This is a genomic window from Mycobacterium sp. NPDC050041 (assembly GCF_049541695.1).
Taxonomy (GTDB): domain Bacteria; phylum Actinomycetota; class Actinomycetes; order Mycobacteriales; family Mycobacteriaceae; genus Mycobacterium.
On sequence record NZ_JBMVDG010000001.1, the window covers coordinates 128,637 to 155,518 of the forward strand.

A 26,882-nucleotide genomic window follows, 5' to 3' on the forward strand; every position below is an offset into this window, starting at 1 on the left:
TCAGCCCAGGAACATGTTCCTGCGACCCGCCAGCAGCTGGTAGAGCGTCTGCTGAATGGTCTCGCGCACCTGGTCGGTCAGCTCGAAGGTGACCATCGGGTCGTCGGCGGCCGACTCGTCGTAGTCGGCGGTCTCGATCGGTTCGCCGAACTCGATGTGCCACTTCGACGGCAGCGGCACCAGGCCGAGCGGTCCGGCGAGCGGGAACAGCGGCGTGATCGGGAAGTACGGCAGCCCGAGCAACCGGGCGAGCAGCTTGACGTCGGCGATCATCGGATAGATCTCCTCGGACCCGACGATCGAGCAGGGCACGATCGGGGCTTTGGTCCGCAGCGCCGCCGAGACGAATCCGCCGCGGCCGAAGCGCTGCAGCTTGTACCGGTCCTTGAAGTGTTTGCCGAGGCCCTTGTAGCCCTCCGGGAACACCGCCGTGAGCTCACCCGCGGCCAGCAGCCGGTGCGCGTCGGACGTGCAGGCCATGGTGTGGCCGGCCTTGCGGGCGGCCTGACCGACCATCGGCAGGTCGAACACCATGTCGGCGGCCAGCAGCCGCAGGTCCCGGTGTGTCGGGTGCTTGTCGTGCACCGCCACCGACGTCATCAGGCCGTCGAACGGCAGCACGCCGGCGTGATTGGCGACCACGAGCGCCGCGCCGGTCTCCGGCAGGTTCTCGATACCGCTGACCTCGACCCGGAACCAGGACTTGAAGAGCCCTCGCAGCAAAGGCAGAAAGATTGCGTCGTTGAGGTGTTTGTCGAACCCGAACTCGTCGACGACGTAGTCGCCCGACATCCGCTTGCGGACGAACTCCGCGGCCGCGGCGATCCGCTTCGCGAGTTCGGTGGGGGTCTCCTCGACCGGGCCGGAGCCGGTCGGACCACCGCGCCGCTGGTCGATCTCGCGGACCACCGCGGCGATCTGCTCGGCCGACGCCCGACCACCGGGATCGGCCATCAGAGAGGGATGTCGGCGAGCACTCTCGGTGCGTTGCGCGGCCCGTCGCGAGGCCGCCGCGCGGCCCGAACTACCATGCAACGGAATGACTTTCGCTTTCGGCTCGCCGGCCACGTCGGTACCTCTTCCCACCCGATTTCTTGAGTGTCTATCGTCCCCAGCGCTGTGCCGCAGACACGGCGCGACTCTCCATTGAGCGTACCCACCGCGGGTCGATGATCGGCGTCAAACCTCGACCGCGGACGTAATCGTCAAAAGCTTCCACGGTCGACCACTTTGGGCTATAACCGAGGTCCTTGCGCATCCGTCCGGTGTCCATCACCCGGCCGTAACTCAGGTAGTCGAGCTGCTCACGATCGAGCTCAGTGTACCGAGTCGCGCGGCGCAGCGAATCCACTGCCCAAAGCGCCGACCGCGGCACCGGCAGCGGGACCCGGCCGGCCCGGCGGAGTGCCTGACTCATCATGATGATCCCGTCGGCGCCCACGTTGAACGTGCCCGCCCTGCCGGCCATGGTGGCCCGCTCGAGCACCCCCAGCGCATCCTGCTCGTGCAGCAGCTGCAGCCTCGGATCGTGACCCACGACCGTCGGCACCACCGGCGCACTGAGGTAGCGCGACAGCGCGGTGTCCATCGCGGGTCCGATCATGTTCGCCAGCCGCAGGATGGTGACCGCGATGTCGGACCTGCGACGGGCCAGGCCACGCGCATAGCCCTCGATGTCCATGCTGTCGCGGGCGAAGCCTTCGCCGGGCGGCCGGCGGGCGCTGCTGTCCTCGGTGAACATCACCGGATCTCGCGACGTCGACCCGTAGACCTCCGACGTGGACTTCAGCACCACGCGGCGCACCGACGGCGCCTTCTGGCAGGCGGCGAACAACTGGATCGCGCCCATCACGTTGAGTTCCTTCAGCGTCGCCCGCCCGCCCGAACGGGGCGCGTAGGACGCCGCCGCGGCATGCACCACGGTGTCCACGTCGCCGTTGCGGATCACCTTCGCGATGAACGGGTTCCGGATGTCGGCGCGCACGAACTCGGCGCGGCCCATCCGACGCAGCAGGTCCTTGCTCGGCGCGATCGCATCCACCGCGATGACGTGGTTGATCAGAGGATTCTGCGCCAGCCTGGCGGTCAGATAACCGCCGAGGAACCGGCACGCTCCGGTGACCAGGACCACCTTCGGGTAGTGCACCGCATCGCCCGAGGCGGAGTCGCCAGAACTCTCCATCCGGCCAGCCTATAGGCGGAAGCTGAAAGCTACTTGCCGAGTTTTCTGCGCTGTACCCGAGTGCGACGAAGCAGCTTGCGGTGCTTCTTCTTCGACATACGCTTACGGCGCTTCTTGATGACTGAACCCATGTACTCCGCTACCTAAAGTCTTCTCGAGCCGCGTTGACTCGACCGGCACACTTTACCCGGGCGGCCCTTGCGAAGGGAAAACGCCCGGTCTGAAGCCGGCACATCGCGCGCGAAGAGCCGATCAGCCAGCGATGAGCGCTTGCGCGAAGAGCCGATCAGCCCGCGTCGAAGTACGAGCTCTCGAGCATGTCGTGAACGGCCTTGGCATGCACCCGGAACGAGCGGCCCACGCGCACTGCGGGCAGTTCGCCGTTGTGCACCAACCGATACACCGTCATCTTGCTCACCCTCATCAGGCTCGCCACCTCGGCGACGGTGAGGAATTGGGCCCGTGGCGGTTGGCCGTCGGAACCTCCGCCGTCCCGCTTCCCGCCAGCCGAATCCCGTGCCGATGGCCCGTTCATAGACGTCATCGCAACCCAATCCATCAGGCCGGGCAGTTCCAGCGGCTTCCCCACCGCTGGCACCGACCCGTGCATACACGAGGAGAATAGCGTGGCGGGTGGGGTTACTGCGACGGGTGTGGGCTAATCAATTTCAATTCGTCGAACTACGAAGATGTAATTCCTAGCTGCTCAGAGCGTGTTTTCGCGGCCTCGACCGCGTTGGCCACGGCCGCCCGCAAACCACCGCGTTCGAGTTCCCGCAGCCCAGCGGCGGTGGTGCCCGCGGGCGAGGTAACCGTGGCACGCAGCTGCGCGGCAGTGGTGTCCATGGTGGTGCCCATTGCCGCCTCACCGACCGGCTGGGCCTCGTCGAGCCGCTCGAGCAGCATCGCCGCCGATCCCGCCATCGTCTGCACCACCAGATCGGTGGCCACCGAGCGGCTGAGGCCGGCCGCGACCCCTGCATCGACGAGGGCCTCGACCATCAGGAAGAAGTACGCCGGACCGGAACCCGAGACCGCGGTCACCGCGTCGAGCTGGCTCTCCGGGACGGTGAGCACGCCGCCGACCGCGTCGAAGATCGCCGACACCTCTTTCAGATGCGCCGGGGTGGCGAACCGGCCCGGCGCCAGCGCACTGACACCGCCGCCGACGACGACGGGTGCGTTGGGCATCGCGCGCACCACCGGCGCACCCGCTGGCAGCCGGTTCTCGTAGAAGCCCGTCGTGACGCCGGCCGCCACGGTGACGAAGACCTGCTCGGCGGTGTCGGTCTCGGCGTGGGCGGCGGCCTGGGCGATGTCGTCGATGACGTTCTCGACGTCGGCGGGCTTGACCGCGACGATCACGTAATTCGCGTTCTCCGCGGCGTCTGCGACAGAGGTCACGAACACCGAGTATTTGTCGGCGAGGAATTTCGCCCTGTCCGAATACTTCTCGGCGACCACCAGGTCCTTGACGTGACGGCCCGCCCGCAGCAGCCCGGACAGCAGCGCCTCGCCCATGCTCCCGCCACCGATGATCGCGATCCTCGACATGGGCCACAGCATTCCATGCCGGACGATCTCAGGCGGGAGGCGGCACCATGGCCAGCTGGCGGGTCTGCACGATGATGCGGCCCTCCCGGTCGACGACGATGTGGTCCTCGTCGAACCAGTCCTGGCCGATCTGCACGGCCGTGCACATGACCCGCAGCCAGCCGTCGGCCGGCAGGCCCCGCAGATAGGCCGTCAGCTGCACCGTGGGCGCCCAACCGCTGCGGTCGACGGCGAACGTCACCGGGGCCGACACGTCGCCGCACAGCAGGGCGAACAGCACGTCGGGCGCACTGTCCTTCGGCCGCACCCAGTACTCGAACACCGGCGGCCCGCCGTCCGGCCGCGGCCCGAGGGTGTGCAGGGCGGGCCGGATGTCGCAGCCGTGCGCCAGGTGCACGATGTCGGCCATCGGATGGCCAGGGCCGATCGGCTCCAGCCCGGGCGGCGGTTCCGGGGTCATCAGCGGTATCACCGGGTTGAAGCTGAGCAGCGGGGGCACGTGATGCTCGGCATCGGCCAGGGTCACCGCGACGGTGACCGCGGTGCGGTCCCCCTGGGTGAGCTCGACGTCGACGAGGCTGACCCGGCGGCCACGCTTGCGTACCGAGGTGTGCACTCGCATCGGCCCGGGGTCGGGTGCCCACAGGTAGTTGGCGGCGACGGCGATCGGCTGGAGGCCGCCCACCTGCCCGCCGGACCCGCACGCGATCCGCGCCGCCTTGGCGCACAGCGCGAGCATCGCGCCGCCGTGCACCTTGGGACCGATCGTCCAGTGCTCGTTCAGCTCGCCGTCGTACACGCCGGTGCGATCGTCCTGGTCGACGGTGGTCAGGGTCATGGCATCGATGAACGACGTGGATCCGGGCACGGGTGACATTGTCCGGGGTGTGGGCGCGGGTCAGCGCAGCAGGTGGGTCCTGGCGAATTGCAGCGACTCCCGCAGCAGCGCCTCGCGTTCGGCGGCGTTGCGCGCCCCGGACGTGGTGACCTCCAGGATCACGTGTCCGCTGAAGTCGCCGTTGGCCAGCGTCTCGCACACCTCGACGGTGGGCTGGGTGCCGCGGCCGGGCACCAGGTGCTCGTCGACGGACGCCCCGCTGCCGTCGCACAGATGCAGGTGCACCAGTCCGTCACCCATCCGCTGCGCCATGTCGACGGCGTCGGTGCCCGCCGTCGCGGTGTGGCTGAGGTCGAGCGTGTAGTGCGCGTGGTTGCCGTCGAGCGGGTCGTACGAGGGCGCGAACGCCGAGATGCCCGGTCCGGGCTTGCCGCCGCGCTTGCGCATCCGCTCGATCGAGGTCGGGCCCGCGCCGAAGAACCTATCGGCCCGGAACGGGAACATGTTCTCCACCGCGACGAGGACGTCGCTGCCTGCCTCCAGGTCGGCGACCTGCTGGGCGAATCCCTGCGCGTAGCGACGCTGCCACCGGAACGGCGGATGCACGACGACGGTCTGGGCGCCGAGCTGCTCGGCGGCCCGCACACTGCGTTCGAGTTTGGCGACCGGGTCTGCGCCCCACACCCGCTGGGAGATGAGCAGGCACGGCGCGTGCACGGACAGCACCGGGATGCCGTAACGCTCGGACAGCTCGCCGACCGCGTCGATGTCCTGGCTGACCGCCTCCGCCCACACCATCAGCTCGACACCGTCGTAGCCGAGGCGGGCCGCGTACTCGAACGCCGCCTCGGTCCTCAGCGGATAGACCGAGGCCGTCGACAGACCGACCTTGATGGCGGGGCGCACGGGCGGGCTAGCCGGACTGCAGCAGCGCCAGGGGCCCCAGCGTGACCAACGCCCCGACCGCGACCGCGATCAGCGTGCTGCCGATGTCCTCGGTCTTGCGCACCACCCGCACACCGACGACGAGGCCGAGGATGACCAACACGGACAGCACCAGCGCGACGATGTTGTTCCACTTCCACAGCTGGTCGAAGGCGACGAAGAGGCCGGCGCCGAAGACGACCGCGAGGATGCACTGCCCGACGATCCAGGCACCGCGCACGAACGCTGCCATCGGCGTGTCCGGCTCTTCGCGGACCGGGCCGTGCAGCTCTAGGTCGAGATCCTCGACGTCGCTGGTACCGCGGCCGCGGGCAATGTCGTCGGCGACGGACTGACCGCCGAACAGCGGGTTCTGCGAGCCGCGCATGTAGGACGGCTCGTCGTCGTCGGTGTCCGCGGCGCCGTCGTATCCGGCGTAGTCGGCCTCGGCCGGATCGGCGAGGTCCAGCGGTGAGTCGTGAGCGTCGTCGCCGTACGCCTCGCCGTAGGTGGCGTCCAGGTCGAGCACCGCCGGGTCCGGGCTCATGTCCTCGGCGCCCGCGGCGGCCGGAGACGGGTGGTGGCGCAGCGCGTGCGCGTAGTGCGGTTTGCGCGGTGGCTGGAAGTCGACCGGATCGGGGTCGGCGTTCCTGCTGTCCAGATGGGCCGCGTAGTCGGCCTCGGCATCGTCGGCCTCGTCGGCGGGCGTCTCGGGCTCGGCTTCCACCTCGGGCGCCGGCTCTGCGGTGCCGTTGGCCGGAAGCCGCCCGGTGACGTCGCTGTCGCCGTCGGTCGCGGCGGAGGTGTGGTCGTCGTGGTGAACGTCGGCGGCGGCAACGTCGTCGGCTGCGTCGTGCGCGGTGTCGTGCGCGACGTCGCGGTCGGAGATGATCGGTATCTCACCGGTCAGCTCCGCGACCGTCACCGAGTCGCTGTTGCCGCGCCGACGCCTGCGCCTGCCGCCGACGGGCGGGGCGCCGATCGTTCCGTTCTTCGCCAGCAACTCGGCGACCGAAATGGGCCGGGTGCCGCTGGCGTTGTCTTCTGGTCCTGTCATCGTGTGCTGCCTTTGGGCCTGAGAACCTCTCGTCGCGCATCGCGCACGGACGTTTCCACCAGGGCGGTGCCGTCGGCCTCACTGTCGAGTTTCCGCAGAATCAGGCCTTCCCGCAATGCCCATGGACAGATGTCCACCGACTCGATCGAAAGTGCGCGCATGCTCGCCTCGGCTACCAGCGCTCCGGCCACGATCTGTGGCGCCCGCTCGGCACTCACCCCTTCCAGTTCGGCACGGTCGGCCGTCGTCATCCTAGAGATGAAAGCTATGAGCTGCCGCAACCCGGTGGCGGTGAGTGTCCGTTTCACCCGGGGTCCGGCTCCCGACGGCGCCGCGCCGGTGAGCCGCGCCAGCGAGCGGAACGTCTTCGAGGTGGCCACGGCGAGGTCGGGGCTGCCTGCCTTGAGCAGTTCGGCGCTCGAGTCGGCCAGCTCGGTGGCCAGCCAGTCGCGCAGCATCCCCACCCGGCGCCGGCCGGGCGGGTCGTCCTCGAGCCATTCGCGGGTGAGCCGACCGGCGCCCAGCGGCAGCGACAGCGCCACTTCGGGCTCCTCGTCGACCCCGTTGGAGAGTTCCAGCGAACCCCCGCCGATGTCGATGTTGATGATCCGCCCGGCGCTCCAGCCGTACCAGCGGCGGACGGCCAGGAAGGTGAGCCGCGATTCGTCGACGCCGCTGAGCACCTGCAGTGCGACGCCGGTCTCGGCCAGCACCCGGGCGAGCAGGTCCTCGGAGTTGGTGGCGTCGCGCACGGCCGAGGTGGCGAACGCCATCAGTTCGGCGCACCCGGAGCTCGCGGCGATCTTGGCGAACTCGTCGATCGTGTCGACGAGTTTGTCGGCGCCCTTGCGGGTGAGTTTGCCCGACGAGTCGATGGCCTCGGCCAGCCGCAGCGACGCCTTCGTCGAGCTCATCGGCGTCGGGTGGCCGCCACGGCGGGCATCCACCACCAACAGATGCACCGTGTTGCTGCCCACGTCGAGTACGCCCAGTCGCACTCCCCCAACCTAGTGGGTGCCGGGCGAACATCCGGGAGGACTCCGGCAATGCCCGCGAAGTGCGTCCGGCCACCTGTCACGGGAGTGCTCCACCCGGGATCGGAAGGTGTTGCGACGCATGCTCGATGTGATCTTCATACCGCGGCGACGCGCTCGCATTCCTGGTGCCGGATGAGCGGTGCCGGGAGTAGCGTGTCGTCGTGGACAGTTCACATCCCGGTGAGGTCGAGCTGGACTTCGCCCGCGAGTGGGTCGAGTTCTATCACCCGGACGACCCCGAACAGATGATCGCGGCAGACATGACATGGCTGTTGTCGCGGTGGACCTGTGTCTTCGGCACCCCGGCATGTCAGGGCACCGTCGAGGGCAGGCCGGACGACGGCTGCTGCTCGCACGGGGCCTTTCTGTCCGACGACGACGACCGCGCCCGGCTCGACGACGCGGTCAAGCACCTCACCGCCGACGACTGGCAGTTCCGCGAGAAGGGCCTGGGCAAGAAGGGCTACCTCGAAATGGACGAGTACGACGACAAACCCAATCTGCGCACCCGCAAGTACAAGGGCGCGTGCATCTTCCTCAACCGGCCCGGCTTCGAGGGCGGCATCGGCTGCGCACTGCACAGCAAGGCACTCAAGATGGGTGTCGAACCGCTCACGATGAAGCCGGATGTGTGCTGGCAGTTGCCGATCCGGCGCAGCCAGGATTGGGTGACCCGGCCCGACGGCACCGAGGTGCTCAAGACGACGATCACCGAGTACGACCGCCGCGGCTGGGGCGAGGGCGGCGCCGACCTGCACTGGTACTGCACGGGCGACCCGGCCGCGCACGTGGGATCGCGCCAGGTGTGGGAGTCCTACGGCCCCGAGCTCACCGAGCTGCTCGGCGAGAAGGCCTACGCCGAGCTGGCGGCGATGTGCAAGCGTCGCAATGGTTTAGGGCTGATCGCCGTCCACCCCGCCACTCGCGCATCGGAGTCACACGTTAATGGCTGACACGCTTTTCCTGTTCCGGCTGATCCCGCCGCGGGCGGATTTCGCACACACGATGACGGCCGATGAGCAGCAGGCGATGGCCGGGCATCAGGACTACTGGCGCACCTTGCTGGCCGACGGCCGGGTGGTGGTCTACGGCCCGGTCGCCGACCCAGAGGGCGTGTGGGGCATGGGTGTGCTGCGCGCACGGGACCAGGCCGAGGTCCTCGAGATCGGCCACCGCGACCCGTCGGTACTCGCCGGGGTCAACTCGTTCGAGGTGTTCGAGATCATGGGCGGCATCACCGGCTAGTTGTTGGTGGCTGTCAAGCGGTTGTCCACAGTCGCGACTTCATCCACAGCCGAATGCCGGCGGTCGTCAGGGCCAAATTTTCGTCGGTGACGAGCCGTAGATTCGCTCATATGTTCGAAGCGTTGGAATTGCCTGACCATGACGTCCGCGGCGGCGCGGCCGTGGCGGCGTGGGCGCGGGTGGAGAACGCCGCCGCGGCGCGGCGATTGGTCGCGGTCGCTTCGGTGCTGCAAGCGCGTCTCGCCGCTTCGGGCGCCGCCGAGAGGGAGCAGTGGTGCCTCGACAACTGGGCTGCGGTCAGCGCCGAGGTGGCTGCCGCCATGGGTGTGACGCTGGGGGCCGCGTCCCATCAGCTGATGGTCGCCAGGGCGCTGGCTGACCGGTTGCCGCGAGTGGCCGACGTGTTCGCCGCCGGCGCGGTGTCCTACCGCCTCGTCAATGCGATCGTGTTCCGCACTGCGCTGATCAAGCAGGAAGAGGCGATGGCGAAGGTCGACGCCGAACTGGCGGCGCACATCAGCGGCTGGGGGTCGCTGTCTGCAGCCAAGCTGGAGGGCGCGATCGACTACTGGGTCGACCGATACGACCCTTATGCGTTGCGCCGCATCGAGATCCACGCCCGCAACCGCCAGGCTGACATTCACATTCCTGATGGCAGCGGCGTGGGGTCGCTGTGGGCGCGGATGTACGCCCATGACGCAGTGGCGATGGACAAGCGGCTCGACGCGATGGCACGTGCGGTGTGTGACGCCGACGGCCGCGATCTCGACCAGCGCCGCGCCGATGCGCTGGGTGCACTCGCCGCCGGAGCCGACCGGCTCGCCTGTGGTTGCGGTGAACCAGACTGTGCCGCAGCGGGAGTGACACCGAGCAACGCGGTGATCCACGTGGTGGCCGACGAGGACAGTCTGGACGAATCCGGTGTCGCCCAGCTGGACGGCGCCGAGCCCGAGCGTCCGACCGCCGGTAAGCCGCTACGGGAGCAGACGATCGCCGAGGCGTTCTGGCAGCCGGCACCCTCGGGGCCGGCCGATGCCACGCCCGGTGTCCTGATCGGCGGCGCACTCCTGCCGGCACCGGTGCTGGCGACGCTGGTGCCGCGGGCGTTGGTCCGCAGGATCGTCCACCCGGGCGACAGTCCGCCGGAGGCTGGGTACCGGCCATCGGCCAAGCTCGACGAATTCGTCCGGTGTCGCGACATGACATGCCGTTACCCGAGCTGCGACGTGCCGGCGTGGGACTGCGACATCGACCACACGATCAGTTATCCGGCCGGCCCGACGCAGGCTTCCAACCTGAAGTGCCTATGCCGAAATCACCACCTTTTGAAAACTTTCTGGGGTGGTCCCGACGGCTGGCGGGACCGGCAACTGCCCGACGGCACGGTGGTGTGGACGAGTCCCGACGGGCTGATGTATACCACCGAGCCCGGAAGCCGGTTGCAGTTCCCGGCTTTGTGCCGGCCTACCGCCACGGTGACCGTTCGCCGAGAGACGGTTGCCACGACGGGTGTGATGATGCCGCGGCGGGCCCGCACCCGGGCCCAGGACCGGGCGGCCCGCATCGATGCGGAGCGACGCCTCAACGAGGAGTACGTAGCGGAACGCAACAAGCCGCCGCCCTTCTAGGCGCCGCTACGACGTCACGGCGAACAGCTGCCAAGGGCCCGGTACGCCCTTGAGCTCATGCGCGCCGCGGTCCTCGAATTCGAGCCCGGACCCGATCACGAGGTCGCGCAGCGTCCGGGACACGAGCACCTCGTGGGGTCCGGCCAGTGCGCTCACCCGCGCACCGATGTGCACACCGATCCCCCCGATGTCATCGCCACGCACCTCGACCTCACCGGTGTGCAACCCCGCCCACACCTCGATGCCCAGCGCCCGCACCGCATCACGAATTCCCATCGCGCAGCTCTCGGTCAGGACACCCGCGCGTCGATGAATCGTGGTGCGGCCGTGCGGCGGATGGCCGGGGCGACGGGACGGCCCTCCAGCAGCCCGTCGACGGACCCGGCGTCGACCGCGCGGCGGTAGACGGGCAGGGCGCCGCGCACAGCGGCGATCGTGTGCTCGATGTCGGCATCGGTGTGCGCGGCTGAGGTGACGAACGACTGGCCGAGCACCCCGCGGCGCAACAACTCCTGCAGGAACAGCGTCCGGTACGCCTGGGACGGGACACCCTCGGCGTCACCGGTGACGAACACCAGGCATGACGGCCGGCCGATCACCCGGACGTGGCGTTCCAGGCCGTGCTCGGCCACCGCCGTAGTCACGCCCTCGGCCAGCATCCGGCCCGCGCGCTCCATCCGGCCCACCGGGTCGCCGCCACGGTATGCCTGCACCACCGCCGAAAACGCTGCGAGCGAGGCGGTTTCGGCGCCGTGCGTGGTGGACAGCAGGAACACCCGGTCCTCGTCGGTGCGCAAGCCGCCCCGTTCCATGTACTCCCGCCGACCGGCCAGCGCGGACAGCGGAAACCCGTTGGCCATCGCCTTGCCCCAGCACGACAGGTCCGGCCGCACGCCGTAGACGGCCTGCGCACCGCCGGCCGCCCAGCGGAAGCCGGTGATCATCTCGTCGAACACCAGCAGCGTGCCGTGCCGGTCGCACAACTCCCGCACGCCCTCAAGGAATCCGGACGCCGGTTCGGCGGTCGCCGTGGCCGCCTCCAGGATCACGCATGCGACGTCCTCACCGGCCAGCGCCGCCGCCACAGAGTCCAGGTCGTTGTAGCTGAACCGGATCGTCGTCGCGACATGCGCGTCCGGGATGCCGCTGTTCATCGCGGTCGTCCCGATGAACCAGTCGTCGGTCGAGAAGAACGGCTGCTCACACGCGGCCACCTTCGCCCGCCCGGTGACCGCCCGGGCCAGTCGCACCGCCGCGGTGGTGACGTCGGAACCGTTCTTGGCGAACTTCACCATGTCGGCGCCCGGCACCAACGACAGGAAGTCCTCGGCTGCGGCGACCTCCATCACGGTCGGCCTGCTGAAGTTGACGCCGTCGGCGATCGCCCGACTCACCGCCTCCACCACCGGCCGGTAGCCGTGGCCGAGGGTCACCGAGCGCAACCCCATGCCGTACTCCACGTAGGAGTTGCCGTCGACGTCCCACACCCGTGCGCCGGATCCGCGCGTCAACACCGGCGTCATGAACTCCGGGTACTGATCGGACCCGCGGGCGTAGGTGTGCGCACCTCCGGGCACCAGGTCGTGCAACCGCTCCTGCAGCGCCCGCGAACGCTCGAACGAAGGTTGTTGCGGCACGGCGAACCTCTCGTCGGTCACCCACCTGCCCGCCAGCCCGGGCATCCGCGCCGACACCTCGGGCAGCAGGTCGGGCACGGTGAGCAGGACGGTGTCGGGTCCAGCGGCCTCAAGGTCGTCGGGCGAGATGATCGGCACGTCGGTGCCCGGCATCCGGCGGTCCTGTTTGGCCGGCGACGCGTCGGCCACGCCGCCGATCAGCGACCGGTCGACACCGGCACGGGCGAACAACGCCACCGCCCGCGACGCAGCGCCGTAGGCGAACACCCGCCGGCACTCGGCCCGTTCCGACTCCAGCCAGCCGTGCAGTTGCGACGCGTGAGTGTCCGCGGCCACCTGCAGTGCGCCGACGTGCCGCGGGTCGGTCATCGCCGCATCCGCTTCGAGCAGCGCCACAGCGTCCGCGCCCGGTGGCGCGTCTCCGTGCACGGCGGCCACGAGAACCGTTCCGCCGTAGAGGTCGAAATGCCACACCGTCTCGGCCCGCATGCCCGCACCGGCGAGCAGCCGTGCCAGCGCGGGCATCGAGTAGTACGCGAAGTGCCCGTGGCGCAAAGCATTCCACTGACCGTGCGACACGATCGCGGACAGCGAATGGTATTGCAGCAGCAGCACACCACCGGGTCGGGTGGCGGCGGCCCGCTGCGCGAACGCAGCCTTCTGGTCGGGCTCGTGCATGATGCCGAAGCAGTCGAGCACCACGTCGGCGGGACCCTCTGTGGTCGCGAAGCCCCGGTCGGCGAGCAGTGGCAGCCAGCTGCCGCCGTGCGGACTGCCGAACTCGCGGACCGTGCTGCCGGTCAGCCAGCCCTGTCCGGCGACCCGGGCGACCGCGTCGGCGGCCTGATCGCGCAGCGCCTGCGGTTCGATACCGCGCGGTTCGTCGGTCACCGTGTCGTCCTCGGACAGCTGGGCCAGCCCGCAGTCGGGGCACAACGCCATCGCCAGCGGGTGGGCCGCCTCCTGCGGCCGCACCGGTGACGACGCAGGCGGGAAATGATCGGCAGCCGGCACGGCGCCCAGGTCCAGCACCCGGTGCAGCGCCGGCTCCCCGCATCCCCGACAACTCATGGCAGCATGTCCTCGTGCGCATCGAGCAGGCCGAGCTGGCCGGGGTGGTGGTGCTCGTCCCGCAGCCGCACCGTGACGATCGCGGGTTGTTCACCCGCACCTTCGACGCGGACATCTTCGACGATCACCTCGGCGCGCCCGGCGCCGCCGCCACATTCCGGCAGGACTCGCAGTCCCGGTCGACCCGGGGTGTGCTCCGCGGCCTGCACGGACGGCGCGGCCGCGGCGAGGCGAAGCTCGTCCGCTGCGCGCACGGCGCGGTGCACGACGTGCTCGTCGACGCCCGGCCGTCGTCGCCGACCTTCGGCAGACATCAGTCGTTCCTGCTCGACGACAACGACTTCCGGCACCTGTACGTGCCGCCCGGCATCCTGCACGGATTCCAGGCGCTCACCGAGATCGCCGACGTCTGCTACCGCATCGACCGCCCGCACGACCCCACCGAGGACGTCGCGGTCCACCACGCCGATCCCGAGCTGGCGATCGAGTGGCCGCTGCCGGTGACGCGCATCTCCGACCGCGACGCCGCCGCGGGCAGCTGGGCCGCGCTGCTCACGCAATTGCGCTGACACGTCGCATCGTCTCGTCGATCGCACCGCTGCCGCGCAGCTCCTGCAGTCGCGCCAACCGGGTGAATTTGCGTTCGAAGTCGTCGCGCTGCAGGCCGTGTGCCACGTAGGCGGCGTACAGCTCCGCGGCGCCGTCGGCGATCGACCACACCGCCTCGAATCCGAGTTCACTGCGGGCGCGGCTGAAGTCGACCCGGTAGGAGCGCGGATCGGCGCCGCTCTCACCGGTGATCGCGACCGTCGAACCGGGTACGACGTCGACCACCTCGTCGGCGATCTGTGCCACGGTGACGTTGTTCGCCTCGCCGCCGACGTTGAACGCCCGGCACGAGATGGTGTTCGCGGGTGCCGACAGGCAGACCGCGAACGCCTGTGCGATGTCGCGGGCGTGCACCAGCGGGCGCCACGGTGTGCCGTCCGACATCACCCGCACCACACCGCTCAGCACGGCGTGCCCGACCAGGTTGTTCAGCACGATGTCCGCACGCAGTCGCGGCGAGAACCCGAATGCCGTTGCATTGCGCAGGAATACCGGGGTGAAGTCGTCGTCGGCCATCGCCGCCACGTCGTCCTCGACGCGGACCTTGCTGATCGCATACGGCGTCAGCGGCCGCAGCGGTGCGTCCTCGCCCACCAGGCCGTCGCCCGCGGCGCCGTACACCGAGCAGGTCGACGCGTAGAGGAACCGCTTCACGCCGGCTTCCTTGGCCAGCCGCGCCAGCCGGACCGACGCCCAGTGGTTGATGTCGTAGGTGATCTGCGGCTCCAGCGCCCCCAGCGGATCGTTGGACAGCGCGGCGAGGTGCACCACGGCGTCGAATCCGCGCAGCTCCTCGACGGTCACGTCGCGCAGGTCACTGCTGAGGCCGGGCGGGTCCACCGGCGCGTCGCCGAGCACGCAGTCGCGGAAGTACCCGTTGTCCAGGCCCACCACGTCGTGGCCTGCGGCCTGCAGCACCGGCACCATCACGGTGCCGAGATACCCCTGGTGGCCGGTGACCAGAACCCGTTGTGTCATGCGGCGTTGCCTTTCCCGAATCGGACGACCACCTTGTCGACCACGAATGCCTCGGCGTGGCTGCTGCGGCACTGCACGCCGCGCAGCCGCGACAGGCCGAGGAACGACAGCTCGTCGAACCAGTCCCTGGCGGTCTGGGACGGATAGTGCTTGTGCAGCAGCCGGACCTTCTCCTCGGCCGTCGCGGTGTCGAGGGGATGGAACACCGTCACGGCCGGGGTGTCAGTCTCCCACTTGAGGATCTCGTAGCCCAGGATCACGTGGTCGCGGAACTCGGTCGGCACCAGTTCGGCCAGCGTCCGGTGGTCCTGGTGGGCGTCGCCGCGGTGCGTGGCGAACACCACGTCGGGCTCGCATGTCGCGCGAAATCCTTTCAGCGCGTCCTTGACCCGCTCCCAGTGCGCAGGCGCACGGCCGTCGGGCACATCGAGGATCGTCACCGACACCGCGGCGCCCGGGCAGAATGCGTCGAGCGCGGCGCGCTCCTCGGCCTCCCGTTCGGTGCCCGCACCGCTGAGCACCAGCGCGTGCACCCGCAGGCCGGGATTGGCCTGCGAGAGTGCCAGCAGTGTGCCGCCCATGCCGATGGCGATGTCGTCGCAGTGCGCCCCGAGGACGGCGATCTCGCGCAGCTCTCCTGCGTGCAGATCGATCACGTCGCCGGCGCGAGTTGCGGAGCTGCCTTCGAGTGCTCCCACAGCATCCAGGGCCGGTCGCCGCGCTGGTATCCGGCGTCGAGTTCGGCGCGCTCCTTGAAGGTGTCGGCCGGCTTCCAGAATCCGAAGTGCTTGTGACCGTACAGCTTTCCCTGGCCTGCCAGCTTGCCGCAGACGTCCTCGACGAGGTCGCAGTTCTCGGTGAGCAATTCCAGCACGTCGGCGGTCTTGAGGACGAAGAAGCCGCCGTTCTCCCAGATCGGCAGCTGCGACACCGCAGTGATGCCGCTGATGTTGCCGTCGTCGGCGATGTCGACACAGTGGAAGGACGACTGCGGCGGCACGATCAGCATCGAGGCGGCCGCCCCGGACGCCTTCACCTCGTCCACGATCTGGTCCATCGGCGCGTCGGTGAGCACGTCGGCGTAGTTGGCCAGGAAGTACTCGTCGTCCTCGACGAAGTGCCGGACCCGGCGCAGCCGCTCGCCGATCGGCGACTCCGGCCCGGTGTCGACGAAGGTGATCGTCCAGTCGGCGATGTCGGAGTCCAGCAGGTCGACCTGGCCGTCCCGGATGACGAAGTCGTTCGACATCGCCTCCTGGTAGTTCAGGAAGAAGTCCTTGATGTGGCTCGCGCCGTAGCCGAGGCAGAGGATGAACTCCTTGTGCCCGAAGTGTGCGTAGTAGCGCATCACGTGCCAGATCAACGGCCTCGGGCCGATCATCTGCATGGGCTTGGGTATCACGTCCTCGGCGCCGTTGCGCATCCGCATGCCATATCCGCCGCAGAACAGCACTACCTTCATTCGGAACCCCTCGTGGTGGTGGTTGTGCCGGGCCGGACGATTTCCAGGCTCGGAAGCGGGATGGCCAGCTCGGCGCCCCATTCAGCGGTGTAGGCCAGCTGCTCGGTGATCTCGGTGGCCAGATTCCACGGCAGGACGACGATGACGTCGGGCCGGTCCTTCTCGAGCCGGTCCACCGAATGGATCGGGATGCGGGTGCCGGGGGTGTATTTGCCGTGCTTGTACGGGTTGCGGTCGACGGTGTACTCGATGAGGTCCGACCGGATGCCGCAGTAGTTGAGCAGGGTGTTTCCCTTGCCGGGCGCGCCGTAGCCGACCACCCGCTTATCCGCTTCGCGGCAGTCGAGCAGGTAGCGCAGCAGTTCGTGGCGGACGTGTTCGACGCGGGGACGCAGCGTGACGTAGCCGGCGACGTCGTGCAGACCGGCCTCCTCCTCGGCGGCCAGCGCCTCGGCCACCCGTGCGGTCGGTGTGCCCGCGACCGCCTCGGGCCGCGCCCACACCCGGATCGACCCGCCGTGGGTGGGGATGAGCTCCACATCGACGACGGCCAGCCCCGCCGTCGCGAGCGCACGCGCGGCCGAAGCCACCGTGTAGTACTGGAAGTGCTCGTGATAGATCGTGTCGAACTGCGCGAGCTCGACGAGGTTGCGTGCGTGGTGCACCTCGATCGACAGCCAGCCGTCGTCGGCCATCAGCAGACGCAGCGCTCGGGTGAACCCCAGCAGATCCGGAATGTGTGCGTAGACGTTGTTGGCGACCACGAGATCGGCGGCGCCGTGCTCGGCTCGCACGTCGCGGGCCGTCGCCTCGTCGAGGAACGCCGTCACGGTCGGCACGCCGCGCTCCACGGCCGCGGCGCCCACGTTCACCGACGGTTCGATGCCGAGGCACCGCACCCCCGCGTCGACAACGTGTCGGAGGAGGTAGCCGTCGTTGCTGGCGACTTCGACGACAAATGACTTCTCCGTCAGGCTCAGCCGCTCGACGGCCCCGCCGACGAACTGCCGCGCGTGATCGACCCAGCTGTCGGAGAACGACGAGAAGTAGGCGTACTCGGTGAAGGTGTCCTCAGGGGTGATCAGCGCCGGGATCTGCAGCAGCATGCAGTCCGCGCACACGCGGAGGTGCAGCGGAAACGTCGTTTCCGGCAGTTCGAGGCCGGCAGCCGACAGGAACTTCTCACACGGCGGCGTGGCGCCGAGGTCCAGGACGCTGATCAGCCGATCAGATGCACACAGGCGGCACGACACATTGAGGCCTTCGCTCTAGGGGTGACTCCGATGCGGAGCCTAACAGAGCTTAGCTAACTGTGCGAACGTTGCTGAAATCGCACGAAGGCGACAGGTTTTTGCCAGGGAGCCAGTGCCGTGGCTTCCGGAGTCAGCCCTCGAGCTTGTATCCCAGACCGCGGACGGTCACCAGGTGCACGGGATTGGCGGGGTCGGCCTCGATCTTCGACCTGAGCCGCTTGACGTGGACGTCGAGCGTCTTGGTGTCACCGACGTAGTCCGCACCCCACACCCGGTCGATGAGCTGACCGCGGGTGAGCACCCGGCCACTGTTGCGCATCAGATACTCGAGCAGGTCGAACTCCTTGAGCGGCAACGTGATCGGCTCGCCATTCACACTGACGACGTGCCGCTCGACATCCATCCGCACCGGGCCGGCTTCCAGCACGCCGTCGGCGATGCCCGAGTCGTCGGCGTCGGTGCCGCGGCGCAGCACCGCGCGGATGCGCGCGATCAGCTCGCGGGCCGAATACGGCTTGGTGACGTAGTCGTCGGCGCCGAGTTCGAGGCCGACCACCTTGTCGATCTCGCTGTCCCGCGCCGTCACCATGATCACCGGCACACTCGACCGTGACCGCAGTTGCTTGCACACATCGGTGCCACTCATGCCGGGCAACATCAGATCGAGCAGCACGATGTCGGCCCCCGACCGGTCGAACTCGGCGAGTGCCGAGGGGCCGTCCACCACCACCGTCGTCTCGAAGCCCTCCTTGCGCAACAGGAAGGCCAGCGGATCGGCCAGCGACTCTTCGTCTTCCACGATCAACACACTGGTCATGGTCCGGCGGGGTCCTCTCGTTCATCCATCTGGTGAGCGGTGTCGCCGTCGACACCGAAGTAGGCGGGGATCGACAACGTGAAGGTCGACCCCGTGCCCGGCTGACTCCACAGCCGGATCGATCCGTTGTGGTTCGCGGCCACGTGTTTGACGATCGCGAGCCCGAGGCCGGTGCCGCCGGTCGCGCGCGAGCGCGCCTGGTCGACCCGGAAGAAGCGCTCGAAGACCCGCTCCTGGTCGGCCTTGGCAATGCCGATGCCGCGGTCGGTCACCGCGATCTCGATGTTGTTGCCCCGCCGGCGCCTGCTGATCGTCACCGACGACCCGTGTGGTGAGTAGGCGATCGCATTGGAGATCAGATTCGCCAGCGCCGTGACCAGCAGCGCCTGATCGCCGTGCACGCGGAAGCCGGTGGGCGCGTCGGTGGTGATCGCGATGTCGGCGTTGTCGGCGGCCACCTTGTGCCGCGACAGCGCCTCGGAGACCACGCTGTCCACCTCCACGACCTCCAGGTCGGGCAGCCGTTCGCCGCCCTGGAGCCGGGACAGCTCGATCAGCTCGCCGACCATGTCGGCCAGCCGGTGCGCCTCGGCCACCATCTTCTCGGAGAAGTGCCGCACGGTGTCGGGGTCGTCCGCCGAGGCGAGAAGTGCCTCGGCCAGCACGCCCATCGCGCCGACCGGTGTCTTCAGCTCATGGCTCACGTTGGCCACGAAGTCCCGGCGGGTGGCTTCCATACGGGCGTGTTCGGACTGGTCGGCGACGTAGATGACGGCGAACCGGCGATCGACCTGGGTCAGCAGCCGCACGTGGCCGCGCACCGACAGGCCCGACCGGCCGGGGTGCTGCAGCTTGCGCGGCGTCAGGTCGACGTCGACGTCCTCGCCGGTCGACAGGGTGTGCTCGGCGGCGGCCCATGCCCGGTCGTCGAGCAGACGCTCCCGGACCAGGCCCAGCTCGATGGCCCGCTCGTTGGAGTAGACGACGTCACGGAAGGTGTCGACCACGACGATTCCCGTCGGCGACGCCGACACGATGTGCGCGAGCATTTGGGAGACGGTGATACCGGCCTGTTCGACGGCCCGGCGCTGCCTCGCCTCGACGATCCGGGGCGTCAGCACGACACCTACCCCGGCCCCGAGGGCCAGGGCGAGTAACGCCACCACTGCGGTCAGCAGCAGCGCGGAAACCACGCTCACGCGAAAAGCGTACGCATCCGGTGAACGTCATCCCAGCAGCGTGCGGCCAAAACGAGACATGTCACAGAGCCAGGAGCAGGTGTTCGGGCCCCGTTCACCGACTGTTTTCCCGGGCGGCGGTCGTCGACGGCTACTTTGCGCCCTGCGAGGCGACGGCTGCCGCGCCGGCCTCGGCCGCCTCGGGATCCAGGTAGGTTCCCCCCACCACCAGCGGCTTGAGGTCGGAGTCCAGGTCGTAGCGCAGCGGGATGCCGGTGGGGATGTTCAGCCCCACGACGTCGTCGTCGGACATCTTGTCCAGGTACTTCACCAGCGCGCGCAACGAGTTGCCGTGCGCGGCGATCAGCACGGTCCGGCCTGCCCGCAGATCGGGGACGATCGTCTGTTCGAAGTACGGGACGAACCGGGCCACCACGTCGGCCAGACACTCGGTGAGCGGGCCGCCGTCGATGTCCGCGTAGCGCGGGTCTGTGTCCTGGCTGAACTCGCTGCCGGCCTCGATCGGCGGCGGCGGGGTGTCGTAGCTCCGCCGCCACGTCATGAACTGCTCGTCGCCGTACTTCTCCTTGGTCTCGGCCTTGTTCAGGCCCTGGAGCGCGCCGTAGTGACGTTCGTTGAGCCGCCAGTCGCGGTGCACCGGGATCCAGTGCCGGTCGGCCTTGTCCAGCGCCAGGTTGGCCGTGGTGATCGCCCGCCGCAGCAGTGAGGTGTAGACGACGTCGGGCAGCCGGTCCAGTTCGGCCATCAGCTCGCCGGCCCGCGCCGCTTCCGCGCGGCCCTTGTCGGTGAGGTCGACGTCGACCCAGCCGGTGAACAGATTCTTCGCGTTCCATTCGCTCTCGCCGTGGCGGAGCAGGATCAGCGTGGATTCTCCGGAATCAGCCATGGCTGGCATCCTCTCACGCCTGTGCGGCACCGTCCTGGTCGCTCGCATCGTCGATGAGGTGCTCGAACGCGCGCAGGTTCTTCAGCGATTCGCCCCGCTTGACCCGCCACTCCCACTCCCGCTGGATCGACGATTTGAAGCCGAGTTCGAGCAGCGTGTTGAAGTCGTTGTCGACGGCCTCGAGCACCTGGCCGAGCACACTGTCGAGTTCCTCGGCGGTCACGGCGGGCAGCGCGATCCGGCCGACGAGATAGATGTCGCCGATGTTGTCCAGCGTGTAGGCCACCCCGTAGAGGCGGCGGTTGCGCTTGAGCAGGAAGCGGTAGACGCCCTCGTGGTTCTCGTCGGGCTTGCGGCAGACGAACGCCTCGACGCGCACCGAGTGCTCGCCGACGGTGAGGATCGTGTTGGTGGTCAACCGGCGCTCGCCGGGCAGCGCGACCACGATGCCGGGCAACCCGCCGTGCGCGCCCTCGTGCAGGGTGTAGTCCAGCCCGTGCTCGACGAGCGTGTCGACGATGATCTTCCGGACGCGTTCGGTCATGCCCTGACCCCGCGGCGCATCGAGAATCGTCTGCCGCCGCGGCGGGCGGTCGCCTCCTGGCGCGGGTGGCGGGCGCGGTAGTCCGAGATGGCGTGCCCGTATCCGGCCAGCAGTGCGTCGACCGTGTGTGCCCAGGAGAACGACGCGGCGTGTGCGACGGCCGCATCGCGCATGGTGTCCGGTCCGCGTTCGAGCAGGGCGTTCATCGCGTGCGCCCAATCGTCGGTGTCGTGGCCGTCCACCAGGGCCCCGGTGACGCCGTCACGCACGGCGACGGGCAGGCCGCCGACGGCCGCGGCCACCACCGGCGTGCCACAGGCCTGGGCCTCGACGGCGACCAGGCCGAAGGATTCCGAGTAGCTGGGCACCGCGACGAGGTCGGCGGCGCGATAGACCGTCACGAGGTCTTCGCGGGACTGCGGGGGCAGGAACGTCACGCGGTCTGCGATACCCAGATCGTCGGCCAGCCGAACCAGCCCGTCGGGTGCGGCCATTCCGCTGCCGGAGGGTCCGCCCGCGATCACCACCCGGACGCCGGGGAGCTTGGCGGCAGCCCGCAGCAGCACGTCGGGCGCCTTGAGCGGCTGGATCCGGCCGACGAAGGCCAGCACGTCCTCGTCGGCGGCCAGGCCCAACCGGGCCCTGGCCTCACGTTTGTCGCCCGGGGTGAACACGTCGAGGTCGACCCCGGGGTGCACGACGTCGATGCGCGACGGATCGGCGTGGTGCAGCGAGACGAGTTCGCGCGCTTCGTTTTCGGTGTTGACGATCAGCCGGTCGGCCTCGTCGACCACCTGCTGCTCACCGACCGCGCGCAGCGGCGGTTCCGGCGCATCGCCCTCGGCGAGTGCGGCGTTCTTCACCGCGGCCAGGGTGTGCGCGGTGTGCACCAGCGGCACCGCCCAGCGGTCGCGGGCCAGCCAGCCGACCTGACCCGACAGCCAGTAGTGCGAGTGCACGATGTCGTAGTAGCCCGGTTCGTGGGTGGCCTCGGCGCGCAGCACCCCCGCGGTGAACGCGCACAGCTGGGTCGGCAGGTCGTACTTGTCGAGACCCTCGAACGGCCCGGCGACGACGTTGCGCACCAGCACTCCTGGCGCCACCCGCACCACCGGCGGGTCGGCCGACGACGTGGCGCGGGTGAAGATCTCGACCTCGACGCCGCGGCGCGCCATGTGCAGCGCGGTCTGCAGTACGTAGACGTTCATGCCGCCCGCGTCGCCCGTGCCGGGCTGCGCCAGCGGCGAGGTGTGCACCGACAGCACCGCGACGCGGCGCGCTGAGACGTCCGGCTGATCCGCTGCTAGGCGCACACCGTCATGTCTACACCTCGGCTACGCGGTGGCTTCGGGGCGGCGGGCCTGCGCGCGGCGCATCGCCGCGATCGGGTCTGCGTACAGTCCGCCGAGCGACACGATGCCCGCGCCGGCCTCCTGCACCCGGTTGCCGAACGCCGTCAGCCGGATGTCGCGCGGCGCCAGCACCGACCGCTCGGCGAACGCGGCCTCGACGGTCGCCATGGCCTCCGGGTACTCGGTGAATGCCTGCCCGCCGACGACGAGGTCGTCGGGGTTGAGCAGGTCGCGCAGCAGGGCGATCGACTCGCCGAGCACACGGGCGCGCTCGGTGAGCAGCTCCCTGGCCGCCGCGTTGCCCTGCCGTGCCGCGCGCAGCACGTTCCCCAGGGTCGACGACGGGCCGTCGGCGGGAACGACGCCCTGGCGCCGGGCGGCCGCGAGCACCGCCTCGTCGCTGACGGTGGACTCCAATTGCCCTGTGCCGCCCAGCAATTGCGACTGTGCGGGCAGCGCGGCGATGGTGCCCGGCCCGCTACCCGGCGAGTGCACCCGGCCGTCGATCGACAGGGCGTAGCCGACGGTCTCGCGGGCGTAGACGTACAGGCTCGTCGAGTGGGTCAGCGCCGAAGCGGCGGGGGGCGTCGCCGCGCGTCGGACGCCGAGCAGCAGTTCGGCGCCGGCCATCGCATCGACGTGCGAGGCCACCGACACCGGGAGGCCGAGCGATTCGGCGAGCACCGGGCCGACGGGAGCGTCCGACCAGCCCAGCCGCGGGTGGTCGAGGTGTCCGGTGCCGCTGTCGACGATGCCGCCCGCGGCGACGCCGATCCACAGCGGACGGCGCCGGTGCCAGCGGCTCAGATACCGGCGGGCGCTGTCGGCCAGCGTCACCAAGGCGGCGGCCTGGGCGCTGCGCGGGGTCGGCGTCTCGACGACGTCGAGGGTGCGGCCGAACAGGTCGGTCGCCACGATGCTGGTGGTGCGGGCGCCGATGTGCACGCCGAGCGTCAGGAACGGCTCGTGGTTGACCTCGACCGGCACCCGCGGCCTGCCGATCGCCCCCGAGGCGGCGAGGTCGGCGCGCTCCCGCAGCACACCGGCGTCCAGCAGGGCGGTGACCTGGCGGTTGACCGTCGCGATGCTCAGGCCGGTGACCCTGGCGATCGCGTCGCGGGCGATGGGGCCGCGGGTCCGCGCGGCGCTGAACACCTGTGCGGCGGCGGTGTCGGCGACCCGCAGCGACGGGGCGACGATGTGGTGGCGGGCCAGCGGCGCCCGCTTGACGGCCGGCGCGGTGCGCACGTGGGCGCGCCGCGAGATCGGCGAGCTCGCGATGGGAGAAATCGCGGTGGGGGCGGGGGTGGCAGTACGCACGGGATGTCCTCTGTCGGTCGGCTGGTGGGTTCCTGGCCACACCTGCGACTCAACGGGACGAAATGTCCTCGGCTCTGTCAGGCGCGGCGGCGTGAGCGACGACAGCAACAACAGTGCTGTGCGGCGCCGACCTGACACGTGCTGGACATGAAGTGAATCTAACACGCTGGCTAGAGTTGTTCAGATGACGACTCCCACTTCCGACCGGCGCGTCGCAGTGGTCACCGGGGCCAGCGCAGGCATCGGTGCAGCGACCGCGAGAACCCTTGCCGCACAAGGCTTTCATGTAGTCTGCGCGGCCCGCCGCGAAGAGCTGGTGCGGGCCGTCGCCGATGAGATCGGTGGCACCGCAGCTGTGGTGGACGTCACAGACGCCGACGCGGTGGCGGCGCTGGCCGAGCGCCTGGACCGGGTCGACGTGCTGGTCAACAACGCCGGCGGGGCCAGGGGTCTGGAGCCCGTGGCCGAAGCCGACGTCGACAACTGGCGGTGGATGTGGGAGTCGAACGTCCTGGGCACGCTGCTCGTCACGCGGGCGCTGCTGCCCAAGCTCATCGAGTCCGGCGACGGGCTGATCGTCACGGTCACCTCGATCGCCGCCGTGGAGATCTACGACAACGGCGGCGGCTACACCTCCGCCAAGCACGCCCAGGGCGTCCTGCACCGCACGCTGCGCAGCGAGCTGCTCGGAAAACCCGTGCGGCTCACCGAAGTCGCCCCGGGCATGGTGCAGACCGAGTTCTCGCTGAACCGGTTCGAGGGCGACGAGGAGCGCGCCGCCAAGGTCTACGAGGGCGTCACACCGCTGGTCGCCGAGGACATCGCCGAGGTCATCGGCTTCGTCGCCGGCCGGCCCTCACACGTCGACCTGGATCTGATCGTGGTGCGGCCGCGCGATCAGGTCAGCGGCGCGGCCGGGTCCCGCTTCAACCGGAGGAGCTAGCCGCCCGGGCGGTCGTTCACCGGCTGCGGCGCGCCCGACGGCACGGCCGGTGCGGTGCTGGGGATGCCCGACGGCGGCGCGGCGTCCGACAGCGCCGACATCGACTTCCACTCCTCCCACGGCACGGCCCAGTCCCAGATGTCGCCGTCGGCGTAGGACAGCTGGATCCGGGTGCCGGTCACCTCGACCGGGTCGCCGTACATCGCGGTGTTGAAGTACTGCTGTGCGTCCTCGGTGGACAGGTTGATGCAGCCGTTGGTGACGTTGCTGTTGCCCTGCGCGCCCGAACTCGCCGGGTTGGCGTGGATGAACTCGCCGTTGTTGGAGATCCGGACGGCGAACCGCTCCCGGATGTTGGCGTAGCCGGCGGCCGGATTGGTCATGTAGAAGTCTTCGTACTTCTCGGTGACCACGTGGACGCCGCTGCGGGTGACGTTGCGGTCCAGATCGCCCTCGCCGTAGCTGCACGGCAGGGTCATGATCACCCCGGCGTCGGTGGTGACCTCGATCTGGTGCGACGACGCTTCGGCCTTGACCACCTGGCGGCGGCCGATGGTGAAGTCCAGCGACGAGTCCGCCGCTCCGTAGGCGTCCTGTCCGAACGGCACGCCGTAGAGCCGGGCGTCGACCCGCACCGTGGTGCCGGGGGCGAAGTACTCGCGGGTGCGCCAGTGCGCTCGGGAGCCGCCGACCTCGTCGGGCAGCCATGCCCAGCTGCCCTCGGTGGGCGGATTGGTGGTGACCGACAGCGACCGCTCGACCGTTGGCTTGTCCTTGTCGTCGATCGCCGCGTCGAACTGCAGGATGACGGGCGCCGCGATGCCGACGGTCTGCCCGTCGGCCAGCTGGAACTGTCCGCTGACCTGGGTGGCCGGGTCGATCGTGCTGAACGTGCCCTTGACCGGCACGGCCTTGCCGTCCTCGCCGACCACCGACCCGCCCCACGTGTACGACGCGCCGTAGCCCAGCGGTTCGGTGGTACTGAATGCGGTGCGCTCCCGGTTGAGGACGCCCGCCACGGGCTTGCCCTCGACGTTCGCCAGCACCACGCGCTGGATGAACCCGCCCCTCACCTCGAGGCTGACCGGGGTGGTCGGCGACACGTCGGTGGCCGCGGCCGCAGGCTCGAACTTCAGCTCAGGAGCGGCGGGCTTGTCCTCGGCCGCCTCCGGTGTGCCCGCCTCGCTGCCGCAGGCCGCCAGGGCAGCGGGCGCGACGACACCGACCGCCAGGGCGGTCAGGGCCTTACGCCGATTCATCAGGGGGCTCACGTCGATCCAGCGTACCTAGAGAGTGCACCCGATCAGAGTCGGCTCGGGTGTGAGTTCGATCCCGAAGGCGGCGGATACCCCATCGCGCACCGTCCTGGCCAGCGACAACAGGTCCGCGGTGGTGGCATCGCCCCGATTGGTCACAGCCAGCGCGTGCTTGGTCGACAGCCGCACCGGGGCGCCGGGGCCGGGGTAGCCCTTGCCGAACCCGGCGCGCTCCACCAGCCAGCCGGCCGCCAGCTTCACGCCCTCGCCGGCGGGATAGTGCGGCACCGGGCCGTCGACGGCGGCGCGCAGGCGGTCGAAGTCGGCGGCGCTCACCACCGGATTGGTGAAGAACGACCCGACGCTCCAGGTGTCGTGGTCGGTGCCGTCGTCAAGCACCATGCCTTTGCGGCCCCGGAGCGCCAGCACGGCCTCGCGGACGCGCAGCGGGTCGGTCCTGGCGCCCGGTTCCTCCCCCAGCGCCGTCGCCAGTTCGCCGTAGCGCAGCGGCGCGCTGCGCCCGCCCGCATCGAGGGCGAATTCCACCTCGAGCACGACGGCCGCGGTCGAGTTCTTCAAAATGCTTGTGCGGTAGCCGAATCCCATCGCCTCGGGACCCACCCACTGTTCCTCGCCGCTGCGCCGGTCGAACAGCCGGACGCGGGCGATGGTGTCGGCGACCTCGGCCCCGTAGGCGCCGACGTTCTGCACCGGTGTCGCACCGGCCGAGCCGGGGATGCCCGACAGGCACTCGAGTCCGCCCAGCCCGTACGCCAGCGCGGTGACCACCACGTCGTCCCACGAGGCGCCCGCCTCGGCCCGCACCACGTCGTCGAGCACGGTGATCTCGGTGTTGGCCACCCGCACGACGGTCAGGTCGGTCATGTCGTCGGCGAGGACCACGTTCGACCCGCCCGCCAGCACCAGCGCGTCGGCGTTGTCGGCGCTGCGCAGTGCCGCCACGAGCTCTTCGGTGCTGGTGGCGGTGACCAGCCTGCGGGCCACCGGGCCGATCCGCAGTGTGGTCAACGGCGCCAGCGGCACGTCGCGTTCCTCGGACTGCTGCCCCACGGGCTGTCACGGTAGCCTG

27 protein-coding genes and 2 pseudogenes are annotated in these 26,882 nt (G+C 69.7%); 5 read left to right on the top strand and 24 right to left on the bottom strand.

Annotated elements, in window-relative coordinates:
- The 9 genes from ACPCHZ_RS00735 to ACPCHZ_RS00775 form a co-directional block, all read right to left on the bottom strand.
- The gene (locus ACPCHZ_RS00735; protein WP_423482993.1) at positions 1-1,086 is read right to left on the bottom strand and encodes a lysophospholipid acyltransferase family protein; all 1,086 of its coding nucleotides are present in this window, start codon (positions 1,084-1,086) and stop codon (positions 1-3) included.
- Positions 1,087-1,102: 16 nt separating this feature from the next.
- The gene (locus tag ACPCHZ_RS00740; RefSeq protein WP_423482994.1) at positions 1,103-2,182 is read right to left on the bottom strand and encodes an SDR family oxidoreductase; all 1,080 of its coding nucleotides are present in this window, start codon (positions 2,180-2,182) and stop codon (positions 1,103-1,105) included.
- Positions 2,183-2,211: 29 nt separating this feature from the next.
- Positions 2,212-2,313, bottom strand: coding sequence for a 30S ribosomal protein bS22 (locus tag ACPCHZ_RS00745; protein WP_003402602.1), 102 nt, complete (start codon positions 2,311-2,313; stop codon positions 2,212-2,214).
- Between the two features lie 155 nt (positions 2,314-2,468).
- A complete protein-coding gene (locus tag ACPCHZ_RS00750; RefSeq protein ID WP_264013154.1) occupies positions 2,469-2,726 on the bottom strand; it encodes a helix-turn-helix domain-containing protein in 258 nt (85 codons plus the stop codon).
- A gap of 137 nt (positions 2,727-2,863) precedes the next feature.
- On the bottom strand, positions 2,864-3,736 hold the full coding sequence (gene proC, locus ACPCHZ_RS00755; protein WP_364973423.1) for a pyrroline-5-carboxylate reductase: 873 nt from the start codon (positions 3,734-3,736) through the stop codon (positions 2,864-2,866).
- A 28-nt stretch (positions 3,737-3,764) separates the two neighbouring features.
- Complete coding sequence (locus ACPCHZ_RS00760; protein WP_423482995.1) at positions 3,765-4,604, bottom strand: thioesterase family protein; 840 nt, start codon at positions 4,602-4,604, stop codon at positions 3,765-3,767.
- Positions 4,605-4,634: 30 nt separating this feature from the next.
- A complete protein-coding gene (locus tag ACPCHZ_RS00765) occupies positions 4,635-5,480 on the bottom strand; it encodes a sugar phosphate isomerase/epimerase family protein (protein WP_423482996.1) in 846 nt (281 codons plus the stop codon).
- 7 nt (positions 5,481-5,487) lie between these two features.
- On the bottom strand, positions 5,488-6,555 hold the full coding sequence (locus ACPCHZ_RS00770; RefSeq protein ID WP_423482997.1) for a hypothetical protein: 1,068 nt from the start codon (positions 6,553-6,555) through the stop codon (positions 5,488-5,490).
- The gene (locus ACPCHZ_RS00775; RefSeq protein WP_423482998.1) at positions 6,552-7,553 is read right to left on the bottom strand and encodes a hypothetical protein; all 1,002 of its coding nucleotides are present in this window, start codon (positions 7,551-7,553) and stop codon (positions 6,552-6,554) included. The genes ACPCHZ_RS00770 and ACPCHZ_RS00775 overlap by 4 nt, the downstream gene beginning before the upstream one ends.
- Positions 7,554-7,753: 200 nt before the next feature.
- Here ACPCHZ_RS00775 and ACPCHZ_RS00780 point away from each other — a divergent pair, with 200 nt between their 5' ends.
- The 3 genes from ACPCHZ_RS00780 (at position 7,754) to ACPCHZ_RS00790 (ending at position 10,465) form a co-directional block, all read left to right on the top strand.
- Entirely contained in the window at positions 7,754-8,545 is a 792-nt protein-coding gene (locus ACPCHZ_RS00780) for a hypothetical protein (RefSeq protein ID WP_423482999.1), read from the top strand.
- On the top strand, positions 8,538-8,837 hold the full coding sequence (locus tag ACPCHZ_RS00785; RefSeq protein WP_423483000.1) for a YciI family protein: 300 nt from the start codon (positions 8,538-8,540) through the stop codon (positions 8,835-8,837). The genes ACPCHZ_RS00780 and ACPCHZ_RS00785 overlap by 8 nt, the downstream gene beginning before the upstream one ends.
- Positions 8,838-8,947: 110 nt before the next feature.
- The gene (locus tag ACPCHZ_RS00790) at positions 8,948-10,465 is read left to right on the top strand and encodes a DUF222 domain-containing protein (protein ID WP_423483001.1); all 1,518 of its coding nucleotides are present in this window, start codon (positions 8,948-8,950) and stop codon (positions 10,463-10,465) included.
- Positions 10,466-10,471: 6 nt separating this feature from the next.
- Here the strand turns inward: ACPCHZ_RS00790 and ACPCHZ_RS00795 are convergent.
- From ACPCHZ_RS00795 to ACPCHZ_RS00805, 3 genes and pseudogenes are all read right to left on the bottom strand, one after another.
- Positions 10,472-10,747, bottom strand: a pseudogene (locus tag ACPCHZ_RS00795) (hydrolase); the annotation flags it as partial.
- An 8-nt stretch (positions 10,748-10,755) separates the two neighbouring features.
- Positions 10,756-12,147, bottom strand: a complete 1,392-nt coding sequence (locus tag ACPCHZ_RS00800; protein WP_423483768.1) for a glutamate-1-semialdehyde 2,1-aminomutase — start codon at positions 12,145-12,147, stop codon at positions 10,756-10,758.
- Between the two features lie 54 nt (positions 12,148-12,201).
- Positions 12,202-13,173: pseudogene (locus ACPCHZ_RS00805) on the bottom strand (class I SAM-dependent methyltransferase); the annotation flags it as partial.
- 14 nt (positions 13,174-13,187) lie between these two features.
- Here ACPCHZ_RS00805 and ACPCHZ_RS00810 point away from each other — a divergent pair.
- Positions 13,188-13,742 (top strand): dTDP-4-dehydrorhamnose 3,5-epimerase family protein, encoded by a 555-nt coding sequence (locus tag ACPCHZ_RS00810; RefSeq protein WP_423483002.1) that lies wholly within the window; start codon positions 13,188-13,190, stop codon positions 13,740-13,742.
- Here ACPCHZ_RS00810 and ACPCHZ_RS00815 read toward each other — a convergent pair.
- The 10 genes from ACPCHZ_RS00815 to ACPCHZ_RS00860 all read right to left on the bottom strand — a co-directional run bounded on the left by ACPCHZ_RS00815 (position 13,726) and on the right by ACPCHZ_RS00860 (position 23,554).
- Entirely contained in the window at positions 13,726-14,760 is a 1,035-nt protein-coding gene (locus tag ACPCHZ_RS00815; RefSeq protein ID WP_423483003.1) for an NAD-dependent epimerase/dehydratase family protein, read from the bottom strand. The genes ACPCHZ_RS00810 and ACPCHZ_RS00815 overlap by 17 nt on opposite strands.
- On the bottom strand, positions 14,757-15,416 hold the full coding sequence (locus ACPCHZ_RS00820) for a PIG-L deacetylase family protein (RefSeq protein ID WP_423483004.1): 660 nt from the start codon (positions 15,414-15,416) through the stop codon (positions 14,757-14,759). The genes ACPCHZ_RS00815 and ACPCHZ_RS00820 overlap by 4 nt, the downstream gene beginning before the upstream one ends.
- On the bottom strand, positions 15,413-16,222 hold the full coding sequence (locus tag ACPCHZ_RS00825) for a glucose-1-phosphate cytidylyltransferase (RefSeq protein ID WP_423483005.1): 810 nt from the start codon (positions 16,220-16,222) through the stop codon (positions 15,413-15,415). Before ACPCHZ_RS00825 ends, ACPCHZ_RS00820 begins: the two co-directional genes overlap by 4 nt.
- On the bottom strand, positions 16,219-17,475 hold the full coding sequence (locus ACPCHZ_RS00830; protein ID WP_423483006.1) for a methyltransferase domain-containing protein: 1,257 nt from the start codon (positions 17,473-17,475) through the stop codon (positions 16,219-16,221). Before ACPCHZ_RS00830 ends, ACPCHZ_RS00825 begins: the two co-directional genes overlap by 4 nt.
- Before the next feature lie 130 nt (positions 17,476-17,605).
- Positions 17,606-18,292: a two-component sensory transduction protein RegX gene (regX, locus tag ACPCHZ_RS00835; protein WP_364973459.1), complete on the bottom strand. Its 687-nt coding sequence runs from the start codon at positions 18,290-18,292 to the stop codon at positions 17,606-17,608.
- Entirely contained in the window at positions 18,289-19,491 is a 1,203-nt protein-coding gene (locus ACPCHZ_RS00840) for a sensor histidine kinase (RefSeq protein ID WP_423483007.1), read from the bottom strand. Before ACPCHZ_RS00840 ends, regX begins: the two co-directional genes overlap by 4 nt.
- Before the next feature lie 130 nt (positions 19,492-19,621).
- Positions 19,622-20,377, bottom strand: coding sequence for a phosphoglyceromutase (locus ACPCHZ_RS00845; protein ID WP_364973464.1), 756 nt, complete (start codon positions 20,375-20,377; stop codon positions 19,622-19,624).
- Positions 20,378-20,390: 13 nt separating this feature from the next.
- Positions 20,391-20,921, bottom strand: coding sequence for a YbjN domain-containing protein (locus ACPCHZ_RS00850; protein ID WP_423483008.1), 531 nt, complete (start codon positions 20,919-20,921; stop codon positions 20,391-20,393).
- A complete protein-coding gene (mshA, locus tag ACPCHZ_RS00855) occupies positions 20,918-22,234 on the bottom strand; it encodes a D-inositol-3-phosphate glycosyltransferase (protein WP_423483009.1) in 1,317 nt (438 codons plus the stop codon). Before mshA ends, ACPCHZ_RS00850 begins: the two co-directional genes overlap by 4 nt.
- Before the next feature lie 21 nt (positions 22,235-22,255).
- On the bottom strand, positions 22,256-23,554 hold the full coding sequence (locus ACPCHZ_RS00860) for an ROK family protein (RefSeq protein WP_423483769.1): 1,299 nt from the start codon (positions 23,552-23,554) through the stop codon (positions 22,256-22,258).
- Positions 23,555-23,777: 223 nt separating this feature from the next.
- Here ACPCHZ_RS00860 and ACPCHZ_RS00865 point away from each other — a divergent pair, with 223 nt between their 5' ends.
- Positions 23,778-24,536 (top strand): SDR family oxidoreductase, encoded by a 759-nt coding sequence (locus ACPCHZ_RS00865; RefSeq protein ID WP_423483010.1) that lies wholly within the window; start codon positions 23,778-23,780, stop codon positions 24,534-24,536.
- Here ACPCHZ_RS00865 and ACPCHZ_RS00870 read toward each other — a convergent pair.
- Complete coding sequence (locus ACPCHZ_RS00870; RefSeq protein ID WP_423483770.1) at positions 24,533-25,795, bottom strand: L,D-transpeptidase; 1,263 nt, start codon at positions 25,793-25,795, stop codon at positions 24,533-24,535. The genes ACPCHZ_RS00865 and ACPCHZ_RS00870 overlap by 4 nt on opposite strands.
- 27 nt (positions 25,796-25,822) lie before the next feature.
- Positions 25,823-26,863: a UDP-N-acetylmuramate dehydrogenase gene (locus ACPCHZ_RS00875; RefSeq protein ID WP_423483011.1), complete on the bottom strand. Its 1,041-nt coding sequence runs from the start codon at positions 26,861-26,863 to the stop codon at positions 25,823-25,825.
- Positions 26,864-26,882 lie beyond the last annotated feature (19 nt).

Excerpts from the sequence above, each read along its gene's own strand:
- ACPCHZ_RS00750 (WP_264013154.1), bottom strand. The coding sequence starts at position 2,726 with ATGACGTCTATGAACGGGCCATCGGCACGGGATTCGGCTGGCGGGAAG.
- ACPCHZ_RS00870 (WP_423483770.1), bottom strand. The coding sequence starts at position 25,795 with ATGAATCGGCGTAAGGCCCTGACCGCCCTGGCGGTCGGTGTCGTCGCG.
- ACPCHZ_RS00740 (WP_423482994.1), bottom strand. The coding sequence starts at position 2,182 with ATGGAGAGTTCTGGCGACTCCGCCTCGGGCGATGCGGTGCACTACCCG.
- ACPCHZ_RS00790 (WP_423483001.1), top strand. The coding sequence starts at position 8,948 with ATGTTCGAAGCGTTGGAATTGCCTGACCATGACGTCCGCGGCGGCGCG.
- ACPCHZ_RS00825 (WP_423483005.1), bottom strand. The coding sequence starts at position 16,222 with ATGAAGGTAGTGCTGTTCTGCGGCGGATATGGCATGCGGATGCGCAAC.
- ACPCHZ_RS00745 (WP_003402602.1), bottom strand. The coding sequence starts at position 2,313 with ATGGGTTCAGTCATCAAGAAGCGCCGTAAGCGTATGTCGAAGAAGAAG.
- ACPCHZ_RS00850 (WP_423483008.1), bottom strand. The coding sequence starts at position 20,921 with ATGACCGAACGCGTCCGGAAGATCATCGTCGACACGCTCGTCGAGCAC.
- ACPCHZ_RS00785 (WP_423483000.1), top strand. The coding sequence starts at position 8,538 with ATGGCTGACACGCTTTTCCTGTTCCGGCTGATCCCGCCGCGGGCGGAT.
- ACPCHZ_RS00865 (WP_423483010.1), top strand. The coding sequence starts at position 23,778 with ATGACGACTCCCACTTCCGACCGGCGCGTCGCAGTGGTCACCGGGGCC.
- proC (WP_364973423.1), bottom strand. The coding sequence starts at position 3,736 with ATGTCGAGGATCGCGATCATCGGTGGCGGGAGCATGGGCGAGGCGCTG.
- ACPCHZ_RS00770 (WP_423482997.1), bottom strand. The coding sequence starts at position 6,555 with ATGACAGGACCAGAAGACAACGCCAGCGGCACCCGGCCCATTTCGGTC.
- regX (WP_364973459.1), bottom strand. The coding sequence starts at position 18,292 with ATGACCAGTGTGTTGATCGTGGAAGACGAAGAGTCGCTGGCCGATCCG.
- ACPCHZ_RS00800 (WP_423483768.1), bottom strand. The coding sequence starts at position 12,147 with ATGCCCGGGCTGGCGGGCAGGTGGGTGACCGACGAGAGGTTCGCCGTG.
- ACPCHZ_RS00815 (WP_423483003.1), bottom strand. The coding sequence starts at position 14,760 with ATGACACAACGGGTTCTGGTCACCGGCCACCAGGGGTATCTCGGCACC.
- ACPCHZ_RS00845 (WP_364973464.1), bottom strand. The coding sequence starts at position 20,377 with ATGGCTGATTCCGGAGAATCCACGCTGATCCTGCTCCGCCACGGCGAG.